Annotated in this window: 12 protein-coding genes; 9 read left to right on the top strand and 3 right to left on the bottom strand. The window is 60.9% G+C overall.

The features are described from left to right. Positions 1-8: 8 nt before the first annotated feature. Positions 9-506, bottom strand: a complete 498-nt coding sequence (locus tag B9A97_RS07490) for a CinA family protein (RefSeq protein WP_084364402.1) — start codon at positions 504-506, stop codon at positions 9-11. After that, complete coding sequence (locus B9A97_RS07485) at positions 503-1,711, bottom strand: bifunctional 2-C-methyl-D-erythritol 4-phosphate cytidylyltransferase/2-C-methyl-D-erythritol 2,4-cyclodiphosphate synthase (RefSeq protein WP_084364401.1); 1,209 nt, start codon at positions 1,709-1,711, stop codon at positions 503-505. Before B9A97_RS07485 ends, B9A97_RS07490 begins: the two co-directional genes overlap by 4 nt. 151 nt (positions 1,712-1,862) lie before the next feature. Here B9A97_RS07485 and dusB point away from each other — a divergent pair, with 151 nt between their 5' ends. From dusB to hflX, 9 genes are all read left to right on the top strand, one after another. Further along, a complete protein-coding gene (gene dusB, locus B9A97_RS07480) occupies positions 1,863-2,882 on the top strand; it encodes a tRNA dihydrouridine synthase DusB (protein ID WP_084364400.1) in 1,020 nt (339 codons plus the stop codon). Beyond that, a complete protein-coding gene (locus B9A97_RS07475; protein ID WP_084364399.1) occupies positions 2,879-4,018 on the top strand; it encodes a two-component system sensor histidine kinase NtrB in 1,140 nt (379 codons plus the stop codon). The genes dusB and B9A97_RS07475 overlap by 4 nt, the downstream gene beginning before the upstream one ends. Continuing rightward, a complete protein-coding gene (ntrC, locus tag B9A97_RS07470; protein ID WP_084364398.1) occupies positions 4,018-5,469 on the top strand; it encodes a nitrogen regulation protein NR(I) in 1,452 nt (483 codons plus the stop codon). The genes B9A97_RS07475 and ntrC overlap by 1 nt, the downstream gene beginning before the upstream one ends. A gap of 205 nt (positions 5,470-5,674) precedes the next feature. Beyond that, complete coding sequence (locus B9A97_RS07465) at positions 5,675-7,945, top strand: sensor histidine kinase NtrY-like (RefSeq protein WP_084364397.1); 2,271 nt, start codon at positions 5,675-5,677, stop codon at positions 7,943-7,945. Further along, on the top strand, positions 7,935-9,299 hold the full coding sequence (locus B9A97_RS07460; protein WP_084364396.1) for a nitrogen assimilation response regulator NtrX: 1,365 nt from the start codon (positions 7,935-7,937) through the stop codon (positions 9,297-9,299). Before B9A97_RS07465 ends, B9A97_RS07460 begins: the two co-directional genes overlap by 11 nt. A 64-nt stretch (positions 9,300-9,363) precedes the next feature. Further along, positions 9,364-10,740 (top strand): Trk system potassium transporter TrkA, encoded by a 1,377-nt coding sequence (gene trkA, locus B9A97_RS07455; protein ID WP_084364395.1) that lies wholly within the window; start codon positions 9,364-9,366, stop codon positions 10,738-10,740. A 47-nt stretch (positions 10,741-10,787) separates the two neighbouring features. Further along, the gene (locus tag B9A97_RS07450; RefSeq protein WP_084364394.1) at positions 10,788-11,651 is read left to right on the top strand and encodes a D-amino-acid transaminase; all 864 of its coding nucleotides are present in this window, start codon (positions 10,788-10,790) and stop codon (positions 11,649-11,651) included. A 107-nt stretch (positions 11,652-11,758) separates the two neighbouring features. Next, the gene (gene hfq / locus B9A97_RS07445; protein ID WP_084364393.1) at positions 11,759-12,001 is read left to right on the top strand and encodes an RNA chaperone Hfq; all 243 of its coding nucleotides are present in this window, start codon (positions 11,759-11,761) and stop codon (positions 11,999-12,001) included. An 89-nt stretch (positions 12,002-12,090) separates the two neighbouring features. Further along, positions 12,091-13,416 carry a GTPase HflX gene (gene hflX, locus B9A97_RS07440; RefSeq protein ID WP_084364392.1) on the top strand — a complete coding sequence of 442 codons (1,326 nt, stop codon included), beginning with the start codon at positions 12,091-12,093 and terminating at the stop codon, positions 13,414-13,416. 24 nt (positions 13,417-13,440) lie between these two features. Here the strand turns inward: hflX and B9A97_RS07435 are convergent, their stop codons facing one another. Further along, positions 13,441-14,304, bottom strand: coding sequence for a DMT family transporter (locus tag B9A97_RS07435; RefSeq protein ID WP_084364464.1), 864 nt, complete (start codon positions 14,302-14,304; stop codon positions 13,441-13,443). Positions 14,305-14,311: the final 7 nt, after the last annotated feature.

Raw genomic sequence — 14,311 nt, 5'->3', positions numbered from 1 at the left:
GCTTGCGGCTATTCCGTGAGTTGAAGCAGCATTTCCAGCGCTGTCTTCACCGTGGCCAGCCGGATGTCCGTGCGGCCAAGGTCTCCGTAGCGCATCTCCCGGTGGAGAAATCTGCCATCCTGCGACTGAGCCGCCAGGTGTACCAACCCCACCGGTTTTTCCGCTGAACCACCACCGGGGCCAGCAATGCCCGTGACGGCGACGGCGTGCGTCGTGCCGGATTTCAGCAAGGCACCACTTACCATTTCGACTGCGGTTTCGCGCGAAACGGCACCATGGCGCGTGAGCGTATCAAGCTTCACGTCGAGCAGGGTCATCTTCGCCTGGTTCGAATAGGTCACGAAGCCGCGATCCACCACCTGCGAGGAGCCGGCGATCTCCGTCAAGGCACCTGAAATGAGCCCGCCGGTGCAGGATTCGGCGGTCGATATGGTGAAATTCCTGATGGAATAGGCCTGGATGACCTGTGCGGCCAGCTTTTCGATTTCGGCTGGAAACAGGCTCATGGGCGAACTCCCGCAAAGACGACGGTTGCCGTTGCGATTGCCGCAATTCCTTCGCGCCGGCCGACGAAGCCGATCTTCTCGTTGGTTGTGGCTTTCACGGAGCAACGGTCAAGCGAGATCCCCAGGATTTCCGACAGTTTTTCCCGCATGGCCTGGCGGTGTGGGCCGATCTTCGGTGCTTCGGCGATCAGGGAAATGTCCGCATTCATGATCGTGCCACCGGCATCGCGAACGATTTTGGCGGCGTGCTCCAGGAAGATCCGGGAGGCAGCGCCCCGCCATTGCGGATCAGAAGGCGGGAAATGATCGCCGATATCGCCGGCGCCGCAGGTGGCCAGCAGCGCGTCCGTCAGGGCATGCAAGGCGACATCGGCATCGGAATGCCCCTTCAGCGCCTGGTCATGGGCAATGAAGATGCCGCAGAGCGTGACGCCGTCACCCGGTTCAAGCTGATGAACGTCATAACCGTTGCCTGTGCGGACATCGGGAAGGGCGGCGGACAGTTTGGCATCGGCCATGGCGATATCCCGTTGTACGGTGAGTTTCACATTATCGGGCGAGCCTTCGACCAGTTCAACGGTCAATCCAGCCCATTCCGCAATTGAGGCGTCATCGGTGAAATCGGTCCTGCCGCTGGCCGCCGCTGCTTCATGCGCTGCTAGGATGGGTGCGAAGGCAAAGCCCTGGGGGGTCTGGGCCGCAAACAAGCCTTGGCGCGACACAGTCGCTGCCACTTTGCCGTTAGTTTCCGCGCGCTTCAGCGTATCAGTCACGGGCATGGCGGGCAGGACGCCTTGGGGGCCGGTATCAAGGCATTGCAGCACGCGGTCGATCAATGGTGCGTCGCAGAACGGTCGGACGGCATCCTGGATCAATACGTAATCAGGATGGAAGGCCTGCAGCGCCTTCAGCCCGGCAAGAACGGATTCCTGCCGCGTGGCGCCTCCATGGGTGACGGTGACGCGGTGCCTGTCAGGCAGATAGGCCAATGCCTTTTCGAAGAGTTGTTCGTCATCCCGGTGAATCACCACGACGATCGGCCATGTCTTCGAATGCGTCGCGAAGGCCTGAAGTGTGTGGGCGATCAAAGGCTTGCCGCCAATCATGCGGTACTGCTTGGGTCCTTCGACCGAGACACCGGCCCGTTCCCCGCGGCCGGCGGCAACGATCAGAATGGCTGTGGTTGTTGCCTTGCTATGTTGCATCTGCACAGAAAATCCCAGACAGTGGAGCCATGGGAGCAGGGTCTAACCGCAGAACCAGAGATTTTCCAGCAGTCGCGCGATAATTTGCCTTTGCCAACGGAATCCACTTGGCAAGGCGTAAAACACTGTCTAAAAATAGTGCAGAAATCCCATGTGCCCGAAAGATAATCAGTTGCAGTCCGCCGCACTTCATACGCCTTTTTCCATCGGGCCGATCGCTGTCGCCAACCGCGTGGTGCTTGCGCCCATGTCCGGCGTGACCGATTTGCCGTTCCGGAAACTGGCGATGCGCTATGGCGCCGGGCTGGTCGTGACGGAGATGGTCGCCAGCCGTGAACTGGTGCTCAATGCGGCCGAATCATGGAGCCGATTGAAGACCGCCGGCTTCCAGCCGCACATGGTGCAGTTGGCAGGCCGCGAAGCGCATTGGCTGGCGGAAGCCGCACGGATTGCTGCTGACAATGGCGCAGATATCATCGACATCAATATGGGCTGTCCGGCAAAGAAAGTGATCGGCGGCTATGCCGGCTCCGCATTGATGCGGGAACCTGATCATGCGCTGTCGCTGATCGAGGCGGTGGTGAAGGCGGTGTCGGTGCCGGTCACGGTCAAGATGCGGCTTGGCTGGGACGAGAAGTCCATCAACGCGCCTGATATCGCAAAACGCGCCGAGCAGGCGGGGGTGCAGCTGATCACTGTTCATGGCCGCACCCGCATGCAGTTTTACGAGGGGCGGGCGGATTGGGATGCCATTGCTGCTGTTCGTGACGTGATCCGCATTCCGCTGATCGCCAATGGCGATGTCGAGACGAAAGAGGATGCGCAGGAGATCCTGCGGCGCTCCGGTGCCGATGCGGTAATGCTGGGACGTGCGGCCCAGGGCCGGCCATGGCATCCGGGCGTGCTTGCCGGCGCCAAGGCGCCGCCACCGGCAAGCTTTGGCTCTATCGCCGCCGAACACTACGAAATGATGCTTGAGCATTATGGACCAGAGGTCGGCGTGCGCCATGCCCGCAAACATGTCGGCTGGTATCTGGAACGGTTTGTGCCGAATCTGGCGGTTGAAGACAAAGCAGCCATCATGACCTCCAGAGATTCTCGGTTTGTGGCCGAGGCGCTGCGGCGACATCTGGACGGCGCATGGACGACCAATAGCAAGGAGGCGGCATGAGCTCCGGAACTCTCGGCAGTGGCAATGCGCTTGCCATGGCCGTTCTCAACGCCATCCAGAACCCGGTTATCCTCGTGGATGCCGCCGGTCACATCGCCTTCGCCAATTGGGAGGCGGAAGCCTTTTTTGGCGCCAGCGCCAGCCATCTGGCGCGCTACCGCGTCTCCACTTTCATTCCCTTCGGCAGTCCGCTGCTGGCATTGATCGACCAGGTTCGGGAGCGCAAGGCACCGGTCAATGAGTACCGGGTGGACCTGAGCTCTCCGCGTCTCGGCCAGGACAAGCTCGTCGATCTCTATGTCGCGCCCGTGTTGAGCGAACCGGGTTCGGTCGTGGTCGTTTTCCAGGAACGCTCCATGGCCGACAAGATCGATCGTCAGTTGACGCATCGCGCTGCTGCCCGTTCAGTGACGGGTCTCGCTTCCATGCTGGCCCACGAAATCAAGAACCCGCTCTCCGGTATTCGCGGCGCTGCCCAGCTGCTCGAAACCTCGGTGGAAGATGAAGACAGGGCCCTGACGCGGCTGATTTGCGACGAGACCGACCGGATCGTGTCGCTTGTCGATCGGATGGAAGTCTTCTCGGATGAGCGGCCGGTGGACCGGGCGGCGCTGAACATCCATTCGGTGCTGGATCACGTCAAGGCGATCGCCAAGGCGGGTTTTGCCCGCAACATCAAGATTGTCGAAAGCTACGACCCATCGCTGCCGCCTGTCTATGCCAACCGTGACCAGCTGGTGCAGGTGTTTCTCAACCTGATCAAGAATGCGGCAGAGGCGGTCGGCGACAAGGTGGATGGTGAAATCCAGCTGACGACGGCGTATCGACCGGGCATCCGGTTGTCGGTGGCCGGGTCGCGGGAAAAGATCTCACTACCCCTGGAATTCTGCGTGCACGACAATGGACCGGGGGTGCCCTCGGACCTTCTTCCGCATCTCTTCGATCCGTTCATTACCACCAAGACCAACGGTTCCGGCCTCGGCCTTGCCCTCGTTGCCAAGATCATCGGCGGGCATGGCGGCATTGTCGAATGTGACAGCCAGGCCAGCCGCACCACATTTCGCGTGCTGATGCCCGTCTCCAAGGACATCGCACAGGACGACCGATATCCGGCGCAATCCACAGGAAGCAATTGATGACTGCCACGATCCTTGTCGCAGACGACGATGCAGCCATTCGTACCGTCTTGAACCAGGCCCTCAGCCGTGCCGGCTACGACGTGCGCATCACGTCGAATGCCGCGACCCTCTGGCGCTGGATCTCGGCCGGCGAGGGCGACCTTGTTGTCACCGATGTCGTCATGCCCGACGAAAATGCATTTGACCTGCTGCCTCGGATCAAGAAGGCGCGGCCGGATCTGCCGGTGCTGGTCATGAGCGCGCAGAACACCTTCATGACGGCGATCAAGGCGTCCGAAAAGGGAGCCTATGACTACCTGCCGAAGCCCTTCGACCTGACCGAGCTGATCGCGATCATCGGACGGGCGCTTGCCGAGCCGAAACGCCGCCCGGCGCGCCTTGACGACGACATGCAAGACGGCATGCCGCTGGTCGGCCGCTCCGCCGCCATGCAAGAAATCTACCGGGTTCTGGCGCGTCTGATGCAGACCGACCTGACGCTGATGATCACCGGCGAATCGGGCACCGGCAAGGAGCTGGTTGCCCGCGCGCTGCACGACTATGGCAAGCGCCGTAACGGCCCGTTCGTCGCCATCAATATGGCGGCCATCCCTAGGGATCTGATCGAATCAGAGCTGTTCGGTCACGAGAAGGGCGCATTCACCGGCGCCCAGACCCGCTCGACGGGACGCTTCGAGCAGGCGGAAGGCGGAACCCTGTTTCTCGACGAAATCGGCGACATGCCGATGGATGCCCAGACCCGCCTTTTGCGCGTGCTGCAGCAGGGCGAGTATACCACGGTCGGCGGACGCACTCCGATCCGCACCGATGTGCGCATCGTCGCTGCCACCAATAAGGATCTCAAGACATCCATCAACCAGGGCCTGTTCCGCGAGGATCTATATTACCGCCTGAACGTCGTTCCGCTGCGGCTTCCGCCTCTGCGTGACCGTGCGGAAGACATTCCCGACCTGGTGCGCCACTTCATCCAGCAGGGCGAAAAGGAGGGACTGGATCCGAAGCGCTTCGACAATGAAGGGCTTGAGGTAATGAAGGCCTATGCCTGGCCGGGCAATGTCCGCGAACTGGAAAACGTCGTGCGCCGCCTGATGGCGCTCTATCCACAGGACGTGATTTCGCGAGAGATTGTCGAGCAGGAATTGCGGGCCGACATCAGTGACAGTCCGATCACGAAGGTCGGCGTGGCCTCGGGCTCGATGACGATCGCGCAGGCGGTCGAGGAAAACATGCGAAGCTATTTTGCGAGCTTCGGCGACGGGCTGCCGCCATCAGGCCTGTATGAGCGGGTTTTGGCGGAAATGGAATATCCCCTGATTCTTGCCGCCCTCACCGCAACCCGTGGAAACCAGATCAAGGCAGCGGATCTTCTCGGCCTCAACCGCAATACGCTGCGCAAGAAAATCCGTGAACTGGGCGTTTCGGTTTATCGCAGTTCCCGTTCTGCTTGACACTCCGGGCTTCGCGTTGCAATTTCGCCACAATGCGTTGCTCAAAAGCCACGAGGCGTTTTCGGGCCGCGTTGCTTGTCTGCTTGCCACAGCAGCAGACGGGTTTTCACGCGACATGACGAACGCTTGCGGGCGGTAGCAACCGGTGCGCAACGACTAGGACGAGACGACGGCCCAACGCGGTCGGTCAAGGAGTGACATCGGAATGGCGAGGCAACGAGTAGCGCAGGTGGCGGACGACATGTCCGCATCGGCGCAAGACCGGCGGGCGTCCTTTGCCTTGCCCGGCCTCGTCTTGGCGGGTGGCGCACTTGCAAGTGCCGTCCTGACATTGCCGATCCTGCTTGGCCTGACATCGATCGAGCCGACGTCGAACGTCGTCATTGCGTCGGCCGTTATCAACTCGCTGTTTGTTGTCGGGCTTCTAGTTCTCATCGGCCGCGAGGTGTCGCGCCTGATCAAGGCCCGTACCCGAGGCAGAGCGGCCGCGCGTCTTCACGTGCGGATCGTCGTGCTGTTTTCCATTGTGGCGATTTCGCCCGCGATCCTGGTCGCCATCTTCGCGTCGATCACGTTGAATGTCGGTCTGGACCGATGGTTCTCGCTACGAACGCAGTCGATCGTCAGTTCGTCCATGAACGTCGCGCAGGCCTATATGCTGGAAAATGCCAGCTATCTGCAGGGCCAGACGATTTCCATGGCCAACGACCTCGACCGCAACCGGGCGCTCTACTACCTGGATCGCACCGGTTTCGTGCATTTGCTGACCCGCCAGGCCAAGGGGCGCGGCATGCTCGGCGCCTTCATCGTCCGTGACGACGGGTCGGTGATGACGCAAGCCGATATCTCGACGGACAAGCCGCTTCCGGCCATCCCCACCGATGCCCTGGAAAGCGCTGCCGCCGGCACACCAACATTGATCCCGCCTGGTGTCACGAATCTGGTTGGCGCCATCATCAAGCTGGATTCAATATCCGGCGGGTTTCTCTACACCATCCGCGCTGTCGATCCGAAAGTCATGTCGGCCATGCGGCTGATGGAGGAAAACACCGCGGCCTATAAGGCCATGGAGGCCGGGCGAGGGCCGCTGCAACTCGCCTTTGCCGTGCTCTATCTCGGCTTCACGCTGATCGTCCTGCTGGCGGCGATCTGGACGGCCATTGCGGTTGCGGACCGGCTGGTACGGCCGATCCGCCTGCTGATCAGTGCGGCCGATAGCGTCGCTTCGGGCAATATGGACGTGGTCGTTCCCGTACGCGCCGCAGATGGCGACGTGGCATCGCTGTCACGCACCTTCAACAAGATGATTTCCGAGATCCGAACGCAGCGGGACCAGATCCTGGAGGCCAAGGACGAAGTCGACGACCGGCGCCGCTTCATCGAGGCAGTGCTGTCGGGCGTGACCGCGGCCGTCATAGGTGTGGAAGAAGATCGCGCCATCACCATCGTCAATCCCTCCGCCGAGCTTTTCCTGAACCTCCCGGCGGAAAAGCTGATGGGCGAGAAGCTGAGCAAGATTGCGCCGGAGATCGACCAGGTCCTGACGGAGGCATCGTCGCGGCACAGGAACGATTACCGTAAGCAGATCAATCTCGTGCGGGGCGGCAAGGAGCGGGCGCTCAATGTCCAGGTGACGCGGGAGGAAACCACCAATTCCAGCGATTCCTACGTCATCACGCTCGATGACATCACAGACCTCGTCATCGCCCAACGCTCTACCGCCTGGGCTGACGTTGCACGGCGCATCGCGCACGAAATCAAGAACCCGCTGACCCCGATCCAGTTGTCGGCAGAGCGTCTCAAGCGCCGCTATGGCAAGCAGATCGACGAGGGTGACCGGGCAGTGTTCGATCAGTGCACGGATACGATCGTGCGTCAGGTGGGCGATATCGGCCGGATGGTCGACGAGTTCTCGGCCTTTGCGCGGATGCCAAAGCCATCGAAGCAATCGTCCGATCTGCGCGACATCCTGCGCGACGCCGTGTTCCTGCGGGAGATGGCGGGCGCCGAGATCGAATTCCTGCGGGAATTTGGCAATGAGCCTCTGGTTGGCCAGTTCGATGCGCGCATGCTGGGACAGGCCTTCGCCAACCTGATCAAGAATGCCGTGGAAGCCATCGAGGCTGTGCCGGCCGACGAACGTCCGCCCAAGGGCAAGGTTCTGGTGCGCGCCGGCTTCGATGCTGCAAGCGATCGCTACGTCGTTGACGTGATCGACAACGGCAAGGGGCTACCGGTTGAAAACCGGCACCGCATTCTGGAACCCTATATGACGATGCGCGAGAAGGGCACCGGTCTCGGCCTGGCGATCGTCAAGAAGATCATAGAAGAACATGGCGGGCAGTTGGAACTGCATGACGCGCCAGCTGAATTCGACAGGGGCAAGGGGGCAATGATCAGAATTGCCCTACCGCGCGCCGATATCGGTTCTGGCGCCGCCACTGAAAATGACAAGGAAATGGCCTATGGCTTCTGACATTCTGGTGGTGGACGACGAGCAGGATATTCGAGAGATCGTCTCCGGCATCCTGAGCGACGAGGGGCATGAGACCCGGACCGCCCATGATGCCGACAGCGCGCTTGCGGCAATTTCCGACCGCGTGCCACGTCTGGTCTTCCTGGACATCTGGATGCAGGGAAGCCGGTTGGACGGGCTGGCCCTGCTTGATGAAATCAAGAGCCGGCATGCCGATCTGCCCGTTGTCATGATTTCAGGTCACGGCAATGTCGAGACAGCGGTCTCGGCGATCAAGCGCGGCGCCTTCGACTTCATCGAGAAGCCGTTCAAGTCCGACCGGTTGCTGCTGATTGCCGAACGGGCCCTGGAAAACTCCAAACTGCGGCGCGAGGTCAGCGAACTCAAGAAGCGCACCGGCGACGCCGTGGAACTGATCGGGACGTCGGTTGCCGTCTCCCAGTTGCGGCAAACCATCGAAAAGGTTGCTCCGACCAATAGCCGCGTGATGATCGTCGGTCCTTCGGGATCGGGCAAGGAACTGGTGGCCCGCATGATCCACAAGCGGTCGAGCCGGGCTGGCGGTCCGTTTGTGACATTGAATGCAGCGACGATCACGCCGGAGCGCATGGAAATCGCGCTTTTTGGCACCGAAGGATCGCCCGGACAGGCCCGCAAGATCGGAGCCCTGGAGGAAGCCCATCGCGGTATTCTCTACCTGGACGAAATCGGCGAGATGCCGCGCGAAACCCAGAACAAGATCTTGCGGGTTCTGGTGGACCAGCAGTTCGAGCGGGTTGGCGGCAGCAAGCGCGTCAAGGTGGATGTGCGCATCATCTCATCGAGCGCCTACAACCTGGAGAGCCAGATCGCCGAGGGACGATTCCGCGAGGACCTGTATCATCGCCTGGCGGTCGTGCCGGTTCGCGTCCCGGCCCTGGCCGAGCGGCGCGAGGATATTCCATTCCTGATCGATATGTTCATGCGGCAGATTTCCGAGCAGGCTGGCATTCGCCAGCGCAAGATCGGCGATGACGCCATGGCGGTGCTTCAGGCACATGATTGGCCTGGCAATATCAGGCAATTGCGCAACAATATCGAGCGGCTGATGATCTTGAGCCGCGCGGATGGTCCGGAAGCGCCGATCTCGGCCGAGATGCTGCCGACTGACCTGAGCGACATGCTGCCAAAGGTTTCTACCCGCAATGACAGCCATATCATGACGCTGCCGCTACGCGAGGCTCGCGAAATGTTCGAGCGCGATTATCTGATTGCGCAGATCAATCGGTTTGGCGGCAATATTTCGCGTACCGCGGAATTCGTCGGCATGGAACGTTCGGCGCTGCATCGCAAACTGAAGTCGCTCGGGGTCTAGGCGACTTCGATCTCACTCGCGGCTCAATCGGCACCGCCGATTTCCATCGCACGAAAGAACCGAAATGAAAGTCATTATCTGCGGGGCGGGACAGGTCGGCTACGGTATTGCCGAGAAGCTGGCGCAGGAAGATGCCGATGTATCCGTGATCGACACGTCAGCCTCGCTGATCGCGCATATCATGGACACGCTCGATGTGCGCGGCTATGTCGGCCACGGCGCCCATCCCGATGTGCTGGCCAAGGCCGGGGCGGACCAGGCCGACATGATCATTGCGGTGACGTTGTATGATGAAATCAATATGATCGCGTGCCAGGTGGCTCATTCGCTGTTTGCCGTGCCGACCAAGATTGCGCGCATTCGGGCACAGAACTATCTTTTGCCTGAGTATTCCGACCTGTTCAGCCGAGAGAACCTGCCGATCGACGTGGCGATTTCGCCCGAGATCGAGGTGGGCAAGATGGTCCTGCGCCGGATTTCCTTCCCCGGCGCCACCGATATCGTGCGGTTTGCCGAGGACCACATCGCCATGGTCGCGATCGAATGCATGGAAGACTGCCCCGTTCTCAACACGCCGCTGCATCAGCTGAGCGAGTTATTCCCCGATCTCATGGCGACGGTGACGGGAATCTATCGCAACGGCAAACTCTATGTGGCGCGCTCAAGCGATCAATTGCTGCCCGGTGACCTCGCCTATGTCATCTGCCAGCGTGACCACACACGCCGCACCCTTGGTCTTTTCGGACACGAGGAGCAGGAGGCGGCCCGGATTGTGATCGCCGGCGGTGGCAATATCGGATACTTCGTCGCCCGCGCCATCGAGCAGGTTCAACCCAAGACGCGCATCAAGATTCTCGAGGCGGACCGGACGCGGGCTGCAAGCATTTCCGACCAGCTCAGCAATACCATCGTGCTGCACGGCTCGGCCCTGGATCAGAACATTCTGAGCCAGGTCGACATCCAGGATGCAGACCTGATGGTGACGCTGACCAATAACGACCAGACCAACATCCTCAGCGCCGCCATGGCCAAGCGCCTCGGCTGCAAATCGGCTATGGCGCTGGTCAACAACCCCTCCTACCAGGAGTTGACGGCTTCGATCGGCATCGATGCGCATATCAATCCGCGGGCGGTGACCATATCCCGCGTGCTCCAGCATGTGCGAAAAGGTCGAATTCGCTCTGTTTACGCGGTGCAGAAGGGCACGGCGGAAGTCATCGAGGCGGAGGCGCTCGAAACCTCGCCGCTGGTTGGCATTCCATTCCGCGACCTGAAGCTGCCCGAGGGCATTCGGATCGGCGCGATCTATCGGGACAAGACGGTCCTGCGGCCCAATGGCAATACCAAGATCAAGGCGAAGGACCGCGTCGTTTTATTTGTCACATCGGCGGCCGTGCGCGATGTCGAGCAGATGTTCCGCGTGTCGATCCAGTACTTCTAATCCTATCTCAGCCCAGACCATTCATTTTCCAGATTTGCGGTGCGCCCATGCCCAGGATAGCCTATGTCAACGGACGGTATCTCCCTCATGGGGACGCAGCCGTCCATATCGAGGATCGCGGCTACCAGTTTGCTGATGGCGTCTATGAGGTGTGCGAAGTCCGCCACGGGATGATCGTGGACCTGACGCGCCATCTCAACCGTCTCGACCGGTCGCTTTCGGAACTGCGCATCGCCCAACCGATGGGAAGGCCCGCTCTCATCCAGGTGATCCGCCAGGTGCTGCGGCGAAACCACGTCCGCAACGGGCTGTTCTATATGCAGGTCACGAGAGGCGTTGCTCGCCGTGACCATGTGTTCCCCGACGCTTCCGTGACGCCGAGCCTCGTCATCACGGCCAAGAGCACCGACCCCTCGATCATCGCGCGCAAGAACGCCCTCGGCATTCGGGCCGTGACCCTGCCGGACAATCGCTGGGACCGCGTGGACATCAAGACCGTTGGACTGCTTCCGAACGCGATGGCGCGGCAGCAAGCCAAGGAAGCCGGCGCTCAGGAGGCCATCTATATCGATGCCGAGGGCATGGTGACTGAGGGGGCGGCGACCAATGTCTGGATCGTCGACAAGGACGGCGTTCTGGTCACGCGGCCGGCGGAGCACGGCATCCTGCGCGGCATCACCCGCACAACCCTGCTCGATGTCACTGAAAGACTTGGTATACCCACCGCTGAACGGCGCTTCTCCCGGCAGGAGATGCTGGAGGCACGCGAGGTGTTCATAACGGCGGCGACAAGCATCTGCTTTCCGGTCGTCATGATCGATGGCGAGACCATCGCCAACGGCCATCCCGGCGGCGTTTCCGAGAAGATCCGCGGTCACTTTTTCGACATTGCGGAAAAGACTGCGATTTGATACCAAGCTTCGGGGGCGGGGTATCTTGGGGCAATCCGACTCACTTCCTATATTCACAATACAATTCCACCGGCGGGTAGGCCGGCAAATAAGAAAGAAGCGGCGCGATGGCGGAACGTTCTCAGAACCTGCAGGACTTATTTCTCAATACGGTTCGCAAGCAAAAGATTTCCCTGACAATTTTTTTGATCAACGGCGTCAAATTGACGGGCGTCGTGACCTCTTTTGACAATTTCTGCGTGCTTCTGCGTCGTGACGGACATTCGCAGCTTGTTTACAAGCACGCCATTTCGACCATCATGCCGGGTCAGCCGATGCAGATGTTCGAGACCGAGGAAAGCGCCTCGTAACGAAGGCCCTGATAGGACAGACTGAAATCACGACACGTGACACAACGAATGATTCCATCATCCCGGAGCTGACCAAGCGCCGCGATGACATGCGGGCGCTGGTGATCGTGCCGGTCCTCAAGCAGCAGGGCAAGGCGGCACCGAGCGAAACTCCGCAGTCCAGCCGCTCCAACGAGAGCCGTCTTGAAGAGGCCGTTGGCCTCGCGCGCGCCATCGATCTAACCATCGTGCAGGGCATGATCGTTCAGGTGAGCCAGCCACGGCCCGCGACGCTGCTCGGTACCGGCAAGATGGCCGAGATCACGGCATTGCTCGACGAGCATGACGCGGGACTTGTGATCGTCGATCATCCGCTGACTCCGGTTCAACAGCGAAATCTCGAGAAGGAATGGAACGCCAAGGTTATAGACCGTACTGGTCTGATCCTGGAGATTTTCGGTCGCCGCGCCTCCACGAAGGAGGGCACGCTGCAGGTCGAACTGGCGCATCTGAACTATCAGAAGGGCCGGCTGGTTCGAAGCTGGACGCACCTTGAGCGGCAGCGCGGCGGCGCGGGCTTCATGGGCGGCCCCGGCGAAACCCAGATCGAAGCCGACCGCCGCCTTCTCCAGGATCGTATCGTCCGGCTGGAGAAAGAACTGGAACAGGTGGTGCGGACCCGGCAGTTGCATCGGGCCAAGCGCCGCAAGGTGCCCCATCCAATCGTTGCGCTTGTCGGCTATACCAATGCCGGAAAGTCCACGCTGTTCAACCGGATTACCGGTGCTGGTGTTCTGGCCGAAGACATGCTGTTTGCCACGCTCGACCCCACGCTTCGGCGGATGAAGCTGCCGCATGGCCGCACCGTGATCTTGTCCGATACGGTTGGTTTCATCTCCAATCTACCGACGCACCTTGTTGCCGCCTTCCGCGCGACGCTGGAAGAGGTGCTGGAAGCCGACCTTATTCTGCATGTTCGCGATCTGGCCGATCCTGACAACAGCGCGCAGGCCGGTGATGTGCTGCGCATCCTGACCGATCTCGGGATCGACGAGAAGGAGCGGGAAGAGCGGATCATCGAGGTCTGGAACAAGATCGATCTTCTGGAGCCTGAGGCTCATGATGCCATCATCCAGAAGGCCTCGGCGCGTGAGAACGTCATTCCCGTTTCCGCCGCGTCGGGGGAGGGTGTGGACAGGCTTCTTGACGTTATATCCGGACGGCTGTCCGGTGTTTTGACGGAGGCGACGGTCACACTTCCGCCCGACAAGCATGCGCTCATTTCTTGGGCCTATGAAAACGCCGTGGTGACTGGGCGCGAAGACCATGAAGACGGCTCCGTCAGCCTGGATGTGCGCCTGACGGCGCGGCAGGCCGACGAGTTGGAGCGGCGCCTTGGCGGCGGCAAGCGGGACAAGGAAGACTGGGAGCGGTAGGTCGTCATACTTACCGCCTCCAGCCTAGCGCGCGAATTTCCGCGCGCCGGCTACACACGCCACGACGGCCAGGGTCGTTACGGCCATCAACGGGCTCACCGTTTCATGCAGCAACAGTGCCGCAAGCAAAAGCCCGAGAAAGGGCTGCAGCAGTTGCAATTGGCCAACACTCGCGATGCCCCCGATCGCCAGTCCTCGGTACCAGAAGACGAAACCAATCAGCATGCTAAACAGGGAGACATAGCCAAGTCCGATCCATGAGGACATGGCGATCCCTGTCCATGTTTCCGGCAAGGTCCAGATGGCGATGGCGGCCATGACCGGCAGGGAGAAAAGCAGCGCCCAGGAAATGACCTGCCAACCACCCAGCTTGCGTGACAGCGTTGCTCCCTCCGCATAACCAAGGCCGCAGACGATCACCGCCGCGACCATAAGGCCATCGCCGAGCAGATCAGCATGTGTGCCTGCGCCAAGCGCATAGCCAGCGACGATGGTGCTGCCGGCGACGGAGAAAAGCCAGAACAGGGGCTTTGGCCGCTCGCCACCGCGCAGAACGGCAAAGATCGCGGTCGCAAGCGGCAGCATGCCGATGAAGACGATCGATCGCGCGGCCGAAATGGATTGCAGGGCCAGAGCCGTCAGCAGCGGAAAGCCCACCACGACACCGAGCGCCACGATGGCCAGCGAGCGCATGTCGGAGCCGTGGGGCCGTTGCTGACGAAGCGCAAACAGCAAGGCAGATGCCAGGGTCGCGGCTATGACGGCGCGCGCGGAGGTGAGGAAGAGCGGCGAGAAATCCGTCACCGCGACGCGCGTGGCAGGAAGTGAGCCGCTGAAAATGATCACGCCGAGCAGTCCGCTGCCCCAGCCTTCAAGGGAAGATTTCATGATGCCT

The sequence above is a fragment of the Rhizobium sp. RU36D genome, assembly GCF_900176345.1.
Lineage (GTDB): Bacteria > Pseudomonadota > Alphaproteobacteria > Rhizobiales > Rhizobiaceae > Allorhizobium.
Note: the sequence above shows the minus strand (reverse complement) of the source record. Positions and strands in the feature narration are given on the sequence as shown.

What these genes read in the sequence shown, in the direction of transcription:
- B9A97_RS07490 (WP_084364402.1), bottom strand. Translation starts at nt 506, where the DNA reads ATGAGCCTGTTTCCAGCCGAAATCGAAAAGCTGGCCGCACAGGTCATC.
- B9A97_RS07485 (WP_084364401.1), bottom strand. Translation starts at nt 1,711, where the DNA reads ATGCAACATAGCAAGGCAACAACCACAGCCATTCTGATCGTTGCCGCC.
- dusB (WP_084364400.1), top strand. Translation starts at nt 1,863, where the DNA reads ATGTGCCCGAAAGATAATCAGTTGCAGTCCGCCGCACTTCATACGCCT.
- B9A97_RS07475 (WP_084364399.1), top strand. Translation starts at nt 2,879, where the DNA reads ATGAGCTCCGGAACTCTCGGCAGTGGCAATGCGCTTGCCATGGCCGTT.
- ntrC (WP_084364398.1), top strand. Translation starts at nt 4,018, where the DNA reads ATGACTGCCACGATCCTTGTCGCAGACGACGATGCAGCCATTCGTACC.
- B9A97_RS07465 (WP_084364397.1), top strand. Translation starts at nt 5,675, where the DNA reads ATGGCGAGGCAACGAGTAGCGCAGGTGGCGGACGACATGTCCGCATCG.
- B9A97_RS07460 (WP_084364396.1), top strand. Translation starts at nt 7,935, where the DNA reads ATGGCTTCTGACATTCTGGTGGTGGACGACGAGCAGGATATTCGAGAG.
- trkA (WP_084364395.1), top strand. Translation starts at nt 9,364, where the DNA reads ATGAAAGTCATTATCTGCGGGGCGGGACAGGTCGGCTACGGTATTGCC.
- B9A97_RS07450 (WP_084364394.1), top strand. Translation starts at nt 10,788, where the DNA reads ATGCCCAGGATAGCCTATGTCAACGGACGGTATCTCCCTCATGGGGAC.
- hfq (WP_084364393.1), top strand. Translation starts at nt 11,759, where the DNA reads ATGGCGGAACGTTCTCAGAACCTGCAGGACTTATTTCTCAATACGGTT.
- hflX (WP_084364392.1), top strand. Translation starts at nt 12,091, where the DNA reads ATGCGGGCGCTGGTGATCGTGCCGGTCCTCAAGCAGCAGGGCAAGGCG.
- B9A97_RS07435 (WP_084364464.1), bottom strand. Translation starts at nt 14,304, where the DNA reads ATGAAATCTTCCCTTGAAGGCTGGGGCAGCGGACTGCTCGGCGTGATC.